The 8,871-nt window shown below is 37.0% G+C and carries 7 protein-coding genes; 1 reads left to right on the plus strand and 6 read right to left on the minus strand.

The window, feature by feature from the left end; translation table 11 throughout:
- Positions 1 to 4: 4 nt before the first annotated feature.
- The 6 genes from ACXAGJ_RS22485 to ACXAGJ_RS22510 form a co-directional block, all read right to left on the minus strand.
- Positions 5 to 1,045, minus strand: a complete 1,041-nt coding sequence (locus ACXAGJ_RS22485; RefSeq protein ID WP_474843141.1) for an SPFH domain-containing protein — start codon at positions 1,043 to 1,045, stop codon at positions 5 to 7.
- A gap of 19 nt (positions 1,046 to 1,064) precedes the next feature.
- Positions 1,065 to 1,832: a hypothetical protein gene (locus ACXAGJ_RS22490; RefSeq protein WP_474843143.1), complete on the minus strand. Its 768-nt coding sequence runs from the start codon at positions 1,830 to 1,832 to the stop codon at positions 1,065 to 1,067.
- Between the two features lie 20 nt (positions 1,833 to 1,852).
- Entirely contained in the window at positions 1,853 to 2,053 is a 201-nt protein-coding gene (locus ACXAGJ_RS22495) for a hypothetical protein (protein WP_474843145.1), read from the minus strand.
- A gap of 96 nt (positions 2,054 to 2,149) precedes the next feature.
- A complete protein-coding gene (locus ACXAGJ_RS22500) occupies positions 2,150 to 2,833 on the minus strand; it encodes a Lipl32 family lipoprotein (RefSeq protein ID WP_474843147.1) in 684 nt (227 codons plus the stop codon).
- Between the two features lie 32 nt (positions 2,834 to 2,865).
- The gene (locus tag ACXAGJ_RS22505; RefSeq protein WP_474843149.1) at positions 2,866 to 3,216 is read right to left on the minus strand and encodes a zinc-ribbon domain-containing protein; all 351 of its coding nucleotides are present in this window, start codon (positions 3,214 to 3,216) and stop codon (positions 2,866 to 2,868) included.
- Between the two features lie 57 nt (positions 3,217 to 3,273).
- Complete coding sequence (locus tag ACXAGJ_RS22510) at positions 3,274 to 3,738, minus strand: hypothetical protein (RefSeq protein ID WP_474843151.1); 465 nt, start codon at positions 3,736 to 3,738, stop codon at positions 3,274 to 3,276.
- Between the two features lie 215 nt (positions 3,739 to 3,953).
- Between ACXAGJ_RS22510 and ACXAGJ_RS22515 the strand changes: the two genes are divergently transcribed.
- A partial coding sequence (locus tag ACXAGJ_RS22515; protein ID WP_474843153.1) for a Calx-beta domain-containing protein occupies positions 3,954 to 8,871 on the plus strand: 4,918 nt, incomplete at its 3' end.

Below are 8,871 nucleotides of genomic sequence, written 5' to 3' on the forward strand. Positions count from 1 at the left end.
GTTTTTATAATTGAGATAATATTTCCTGTTTTTTCTGTTTGTACTCTTGCTCATCGATTAATCCTGCATCAAACATTTTCTTTAGCTTTTCAAGTTTTTGCATAAGATCATCTTCTGAAGAAGTATTTTGGTTAGAGGAATTTTGTTGAGGCGAGGAAGTTTGCCCTTGATTGGTTTGATTGTTCATCATGTTACCTAGCATTTGACCCATTCCGAGTCCGGCTCCCATTTGCATACCAAGGTTACCACCTCCTTCATTTTTTGCCATATTTTTTAAGGCTTCGAGTTGTTGGTAATCCTGATAACTAACACCAAGTTCTTTCATCGCTTGAGCTTCGGCGCTCATATCTGCGATTCTACCAATTCTTGTCCTGGTTTCTTCGTCAAAACTGGTACCTTCTATTCTAAAGTCAAGTAATTCGAATCCCAAATCATCAAAAATCTGAATACAGGAATTCTTTGAGAAAGATGCTATTTCATTACGATGTTTGTCAATTTCTATATAGCTGAAAGATGCATTGGCGAGAAAATCACTAATAGGCTGTGTAATTCTGGAAAGTATTACTTTTTGTATCGCTTTGACGGGGTAATAATCATCTCCAGCAATGACATTTGTAAAAAAGTTCACAGGTTTCGTGATCCGGAAAGAAAAGTTCCCAAAGGCGCCTAGTCCTACAGGGAAATTATAAACAGGATCTTTATAGGTTATTGGTGAAGGAGTTCCCCATCGTATATTTTGCATTTCTGCTTTACGGTAAAAGAAGATACCGACTTTGTGAGCAGACTCAAATTTATACATAATGCTTTTGATCGTAGTCCAAAATGGAATATTACCTGTTTTAAGATCATAAAGACCTTCTTTTTCAAAAAAGCCTTTTACTTCTCCTTCGTATACAAAAAGACATCCTTGTCCCGGACCTACAATGAGTTTTGATGCGTTCTTAATTTCGTCCCCATTTTCGGTCCATTTTTCAAAAAGAGTTTCTGGCTTTGGGTGATGCCATTCGATTACCGAACGAAGTTGATTACTAAATGAATTTGACATATCTTTTTTCTTTTATGGATTACTGGTAATTCGTTAAAAAAGCTGTTTTGGCTTTCAGGTCTTTCTCGTATCTGTCTTTATAATCAGGAATAATTTCTATGCGCCTTTTTAGGTAAGCTTCTACATATTTTTGATAATGCATCGCTAACTCTTCTTTGTTATGGACCTCTGAGTCTCTTAGATAATTTTGAAATTTTAAATACTCATAGTGCAGATAATGTGTTAAGCCAGCTTCTTCTCCTAAGGCGTGAACTGCAAAATGTTCAATGTTTCTAGCTTTTGTTCCCGGTTCGAATGTATTTACAGTTTGACAATAGGAACAGATGCTATAATAGGATCTAAAAAAATTATCTTTTACAGGAAGTTTGGCTTGGCATTGTGTACAACAAAAATCTTTGGATAAAATGTCTTTAACTTCTTCTAGTAGTGTTTTTGCGGCTTCCGAAAAAACTTTTACTTCGTATGATTTTAATTGTTGTTCTAATTCGAACCTAAGAGAAAAGCCTTTGTCCCGTTCTTTATTAAAAACTGTCGAGCCAAAATCCACACCGACATCTAAAAATGCATCTTCAACTTTATCCTGCCAGGTATCATCGATTTTGTAAATAAGTTCGGTTGCTTGGGAATAAATTCCTTGCCATGCATTACTGAAAGTAGTTGTTTCGAAATCTGTTGCTTCAAATAACATGGGCAAGACAGCTTCGGTTTTTTTGAGTATTTCTAGAAACCGTTCTTCAATTTTTTTGAGAAAACTATCCCATCGATGTTGGGTATCACTAAAAGACATTATACTATTTGGATTAAGAATTAATAGAATGGATTCCCACAGAAATCACAATATTGAAGATCTGTGTCCTCAGGTCTTGCCGCTCCACAGCTTTTACATTTTTTGGTTTCAAGACCAGCGTCTGTTTCTTCGTACTTTTTGGTGGAAGAGACGGCATTAGCAAGGATATCATCCAATAGACTTCTTTCTTCTTTGGATTTTTTGTTGTTCTTTTTTTGCATCTCTACTTTTTTGAAGTGAATTAAAATGTATAGCCCTTATGTTACCAAGTAAAACATAAGGGCTAGTAGGATCAATTGATCATATTCCAAATGGTATTATAACCCCTTCTTTAGATCAGCAATTGTTTTCGCCATCACTACACCAGGTAACTTGATGGGGGCAGCTACCTGCGCTAGAAAAGTTCCTTTTACTTCTCCAGTCTTATACGTTGTAAAACCAATTCTGTATAGCCCTACAGTAAGTGCTTTTAATGGATCGCTAGCTTGACTTTTATATCTTAATAAAGAGTTGTAGCTGCTTCCGCTTGGTTGCTTTGGCATTTCACTACTATCATCATTACGTTCTAACGTTACCCAGTTCGCACTTTTTACAGCATCTTCGCTGATGTTATCCTTACTGATAATATCTGATCTTTCTAAAGTAACATACGTATCAAAATAGTCTTTAGAACCTGCATTATCCTGGTAAGCCTGAGAAGAAGTAGCCCCTTTTACTTTTGTTTTTCCAACAGGAGACATCATTCTTACTCCTAGTTCTGGAGCTACAGCAGGAATCCATACATAGATATAGTAAAATTTCTTTCCATCTTTTACTTCATCCTCATTTCCTGGTGCTGCGTATCCTAAATAAGAAACAACGTCTGTATATGGTACTTTGATGGTTTTTGGTCCTATTTTCTTTTCTACAGAGCTACCGAATTTTTTTAATTTTTGAGCCTGAGTTGTAACGTTGCTTCCAAAAGCAAGAAGTGCTAGAACAATTAAAATTTTTGTTTTCATTTTTAAAATTTAAAATATTAATTAATAATTGATTAGTTGTTGTTTGCCAGGTATGGCATGATGCTTACAAATACTATAGCAAAGGCTAAAAGTATAAGTCCAATAAAGTGATACCATGGCGTTTTGATTTTGTTCTTTTTGAAATCTTCAAAACTGCTAAGGAGTTCCTGATTTTGAATTTCTTTTTTTTCAAAAGCTCCTTTACAATGGCCACAGACTGTGTACACCTTTTTTCCTATTGGGAAAAATGGTATCCAAAACACATGGACATATTTTTTGTATCCCTGCACCCACATATTGTTTTCAGTTCCACAATGCGGACAAATTCCGTTATCCAGTTTTTGTGGAGCTATGGTCGAAGAACTTGTTCCAAATATGATCATAGTATTAAGATTAATTAGTTGTCTTTACCAGTATAATGTGGTTGTAATAAGGGATGACTAGATGAATAAGAAAGAAGCTACGATCATCCAGGCTCCAACGATAAGTCCTAAAACTCCAAGTTTTCCTTGTTTAGGAGCTAATTTCTCTCTTAGACGTACAGCTTTTTCTTTTGCTGCTTCGTTTTTTGATAAGAAAAATTTATTGATGAGTCCAAAACCTAGCATGAAACCTAAAATAGCTTCAACTACGTTTCCAGCCAATAAAGTAATCCACCAAATAGGGTGTGTAGTCAGCCATCCAATGTTTAAAACAGCAGAGATGATTCCCCATACTCCCCAGAAGCAGAAGACCAATCCGATCCATCCTTGGTAAGGTTCAATTTTTTCTAATAATTCTTTAGCGTTAGGCTTTTTTGCAAGTAATAAAGAAGGTACTGCAATAATACTCAATAAGATTAATGTAATTCCCCAAGTCATAATATATCTATTTAAAGGGTTAGTGATTAGTTTTTGTGTATTCATTAAAGTAGAAATCTTAAATAGACTTCATTTTGTTACTTCAGAATCACATTACAAAGATGAGATAGATTGCTCTCCAGAAAAACACCTTTTCTGGTAAAAATAGCTCCCCTGAAAACAGGGGGATATGGATATTAGTAATTCCCGGTTTCTAGTGATTCCTAAAAAGGAGATAGAGGATAATTTTGTTTTGTAAACTCAAAATGCCAAAATGAATTATGGGAAGTATCAGGGGAAACATATTCATAAAAGGTTTTATACTGCTTTTTAGTATTAGCACCTCGTATGGTCAGGGGTGTCCAGATGTACCAATATCGATTTTAGATGGTACAAATGGTTTAATCATTGAAGGTTTAAATTCGCAAGATGATTTAGGATCTTCGGTGAAAGATGCGGGAGATATAAATAGAGATGGTATAGCCGATATTATTATAGGAGCACCCTTTGTAGATAGTAGTTTAAATGATGTAGGAGAAGCCTATGTCATATTTGGTGAATCTGGAATTTCATTATCATCTTTTGATGTGTCAACCTTAGATGGAACCAATGGTTTTGTCATAAGAGGCACAAATCTAAACGATCGATTAGGGACGTCAGTGAGTAGAGCCGGAGATGTTAACGATGATGGATTTGATGATATTATAGTAGGTGTTATTTCTTCTACAGGTTTAGGGAAAGCCATCATTATTTATGGAACTAACTCTGGATTTTTGCCATTGTATCTGGAATCTAATATTAATGGAACCAATGGAATTATCATTGAGGCTGAAATGACAGCGACTCAATTTGGTAATTCTGTGAGCTATGCCGGAGATATGAATGATGATGGTATTGATGATATAGTGATTAATGCTCCTTTGTATGATGGCGCATTTAGAAATTCAGGACGTTCTTATGTGATTTTTGGAGGCTCATCTATCAATACTATGAGTGTTTCTACATTAAACGGAATGAATGGTTTTTTCATAGAAGGTTTACCACAAAATGACTCTGGTACCCAGACCAAAGTAAGTGATGCTGGAGATATCAATAATGATGGAGTCGATGATATAATTTTAGGTTTTCCGAGGTATGATGAAGGTGGAAATAGAGATACAGGTAGGGTGTGTGTTGTATATGGAAGTAATGTTGTTTTTCCTACTTCGGTTGATTTATCCTCACTAAATGGGACCAATGGGTTTTCTATTCTGGGCGAAGAAGCAGATGCAGCTTTAGGTTTTTCGGTGAGTACCGCAGAGGATTTCAATAATGATGGAATTAAAGATTTTATAGTAGGAGCTCCCAGAAAAGATTATAATACGCTTCGAGATCTTGGAGAGGCTTATGTTGTTTATGGGAGAAGTACATTTTCGTCTTCATTTAGAATTTCAGACTTAAATAACACCAATAGTATAACTATTAGAGGAGATCAAGGGTTTGAGCCCTTTATTGGCTCTGGGTTTAATAATTTGGGGTATGCGGTAGATGGTTTGAACGATGTAAATAATGATGGAATTACCGATATCATAGTCTCTGCAACGGGTGGTGGTGCTGGACATCAAGGAGGAGCATATATTCTTTTTGGTTCAAACGCTCATCCAGGAGTACTAAATGCTGACGATGTTTTTGGAACTGTAGGGTATCAGGTTTTTGAAGATACCAGATTTAGTAGACAGCGTTTTGGTCAATCCGTGAGTAATTTAGGAGATTTTAATGATGATGGTGTTTCAGATTTTGCCGTTGGAGCCATACGTAGTTCTACTAGCTTTGCAGAAAATGGTAGAACTTATGTTTTTTATGGAGAAGCCTTTGATGTTATAGATACAGAAATTCCAACAATAAGTTGCCCTTCCAATCAAGAGTTGTATGCAAATTCAGTATTACCTAATTATGTTTCGTTTCTAATAGACGCTAATGATAATTGTACATACCAAGGTGAGCTTACATTTACCCAAAATCCGCCTCAGGGAACTGTAATCACTAGTAATACTAATGTTACCGTTTTTGTAACTGATAAATCGGGAAATACAAATTCCTGTAGTTTTATGGTTACCATTAAAACAACAACATCTACAATTGAGTGTAATACTTCTTCTTTTTCTGTTAGCGACCTTAATGGAACCAATGGTATTGTGGTATATGGAGAAATGGCAATAGGTCGATCCGGTGGGGGAGAAGGACTTGATGTAGATAATGCTGGAGATATAAATGGGGATGGGGTACAAGATTTTATTATAGGTGCAACGGGAATAGATACCCCTTTTGATGGCCCTTATAATAATGAAAGAATAACAAAGGATGGTTCTGCATACATTGTATTTGGTACAGATTCTGGTTTCCCTCCAAATATTGATTTAGCGCTTTTAGATGGTACTAATGGGTTTATTATACGCAATGATACTCCCTTTAATAGGCAACCCACTACTGGTGTATCGGTAAGTAGCGCAGGAGATATAAATGGGGATGGTATTGATGATATGATGGTGAGTGACCCTTATAGAATAACTGCGTTGGGTTTTGAACTTGGACATACCTATATCATATTTGGTAGAAGAAGTGGTTTTCCGCAAGAGTTCTTTATTTCTACTATAGATGGAACCAACGGATTTACAATTATTGGTGTGGGAAGTAGTGAGAATGCCGGATTTATAATTGATAACCTGGGGGATGTTAATGGAGATACTATAGATGATATTGCGATTATATCTGCTGGTTCTTCTTTTCTTCCTGTTGCAAATAGTTTTGTTGTCTATGGAACAAGATCCGGGTTTCCTGCTGTAATAAGAGTAAACGAATTAAATGGAACAAATGGATTTACTATACAGGACTCCGACGGTACTTCTGGAAGAATTAACCTTTCCGCTGTTGGTGATGTCAATGGGGACAATATTAATGATATTGTCGCCGGTGGATTGGGAAGTAGAAATTATGTAATATACGGTAGTGGCTCCATTCCTTCAATATTAGATCTTCCCACTATAAACGGAATAAATGGTTTTGCTGTTGAATATCCAAGTAGAGACTTATCTTCTCAAGTAGCAAGAACAGGAGATATGAATGGAGATGGATATGATGATGTGGTTTTTGGGTTAGAATTTGTGGTTTTTGGAGGAAATGCATTACCAGCTATTGTAGATGTAAGTGCCTTGGATGGAACCAATGGTTTTGCTTTTGATGGAGTTTCTATTAGAGATTGCGAATATGCTGGGGATTTCAATAATGATGGTATTGATGATTTAATTATTGAACTGTTTAGTACTGTGTCCATATTATATGGTAAAAGTAGTTGGGACGCTTCCATAACGCTTGCTTCTGCATCTGTTGCAACTGTTTCTTTTAGATTAGATTTGGGTAGTGGAAGAAATATTGAGATAGGTCATGCAGGTGATGTAAATAATGATGGTATTGATGATGTTGTTATAGGAAAATATGATACAGCATCTCGGTTTGATGTAGATGCTCCAGCACCAACTGTATTTGTCATTTTTGGCGAGGATATTCCGGACATTACCCCACCTCAAATTACAAGTTGTCCAAGTGATCAAACCTTAAGCACAGGGACTGCTTTACCTGATTATACAGGTTCAGTGAGTGCTACAGATGATTGTGATACTAATTTGGAAATTGAGCAAAGCCCTGAGGCGGGTACAATATTTACTGATAACACAACAGTTACTATTACTGTTACAGACAATAGTGGGAAACAAGACCAGTGTACTTTTGAGGTAAGAACACCGAACCCAGAAGTCAACCTTTCCATTTCTACCAATTCAGGTACGGAAGCAGCAGGTACAGTGATCACAGTGACGGCTACTTCTTCATCAGCTGTGGTGGGCGCTCAGACTATTGATCTTGCAGCTATGGGAGTTGGAATTACAGCTTCAGATTTTACCTTGAGTAATACGACTATTACTATTGCAGATGGTGCAACTGAAGGTAGTGTAACTTTTACGATTGTAGACGATGCAGATGTAGAAGGCACAGAAACGGCAACATTAACGATTAGTAATCCTTCAACTGGTATTAACCTTGGATCGACTACAACACAAGATATTGTGATTACCGATAATGATTCAGCACCTATTCCTGAAGTCAACCTTTCCGTTTCTACCAATTCAGGTACAGAAGCAGCGGGGACAGTGATCACAGTAACGGCGACTTCTTCGTCAGCTGTTGTAGGCGCTCAAACTATTGATCTTGCAGTAACAGGAGTAGGAATTACAGCTTCAGATTTTACCTTGAGTAATACGACTATTACTATCGTCGATGGTGCAACTGAAGGTAGTGTAACTTTTACGATTGTAGACGATGCAGATGTAGAAGGTACAGAGACGGCAACATTAACGATTAGCAATCCCTCAGCTGGTATTAACCTTGGAGCAACTACAGCACAAGATGTTGTGATTACCGATAATGATTCAGCACCTATTCCTGAAGTCAACCTTTCCGTTTCTACTAATTCAGGTACGGAAGCAGCAGGTACAGTGATCACAGTAACGGCTACTTCTTCATCAGCTGTTGTAGGCGCTCAAACTATTGATCTTGCAGCTACGGGAGTTGGAATTACAGCTTCAGATTTTACCTTGAGTAATACGACTATTACTATTGCAGATGGTGCAACTGAAGGTAGTGTAACTTTTACGATTGTAGACGATGCAGATGTAGAAGGCACAGAAACGGCAATATTAACGATTAGTAATCCTTCAACTGGTATTAACCTTGGATCGACTACAACACAAGATATTGTGATTACCGATAATGATTCAGCACCTATTCCCGAAGTCGACCTTTCCGTTTCTACCAATTCAGGTACAGAAGCAGCGGGGACAGTAATCACAGTAACGGCGACTTCTTCGTCAGCTGTTGTAGGCGCTCAAACTATTGATCTTGCAGTAACAGGAGTAGGAATTACAGCTTCAGATTTTACCTTGAGTAATACGACTATTACTATTGCCGATGGTATGGCTGAAGGTAGTGTAACTTTTACGATTGTAGATGATGCAGATGTAGAAGGTACAGAAACGGCAACATTAACGATTAGTAATCCTTCAACTGGTATTAACCTCGGATCGACTACAACACAAGATATTGTGATTACCGATAATGATTCAGCACCTATTCCTGAAGTCAACCTTTCAGTTTCTACCAACTCAGGTA

Source organism: Aquimarina sp. AWH4_224, assembly GCF_056160245.1.

What these genes read in the sequence shown, in the direction of transcription:
- ACXAGJ_RS22485 (WP_474843141.1), bottom strand. Translation starts at nt 1,045, where the DNA reads ATGTCAAATTCATTTAGTAATCAACTTCGTTCGGTAATCGAATGGCAT.
- ACXAGJ_RS22490 (WP_474843143.1), bottom strand. Translation starts at nt 1,832, where the DNA reads ATGTCTTTTAGTGATACCCAACATCGATGGGATAGTTTTCTCAAAAAA.
- ACXAGJ_RS22495 (WP_474843145.1), bottom strand. Translation starts at nt 2,053, where the DNA reads ATGCAAAAAAAGAACAACAAAAAATCCAAAGAAGAAAGAAGTCTATTG.
- ACXAGJ_RS22500 (WP_474843147.1), bottom strand. Translation starts at nt 2,833, where the DNA reads ATGAAAACAAAAATTTTAATTGTTCTAGCACTTCTTGCTTTTGGAAGC.
- ACXAGJ_RS22505 (WP_474843149.1), bottom strand. Translation starts at nt 3,216, where the DNA reads ATGATCATATTTGGAACAAGTTCTTCGACCATAGCTCCACAAAAACTG.
- ACXAGJ_RS22510 (WP_474843151.1), bottom strand. Translation starts at nt 3,738, where the DNA reads ATGAATACACAAAAACTAATCACTAACCCTTTAAATAGATATATTATG.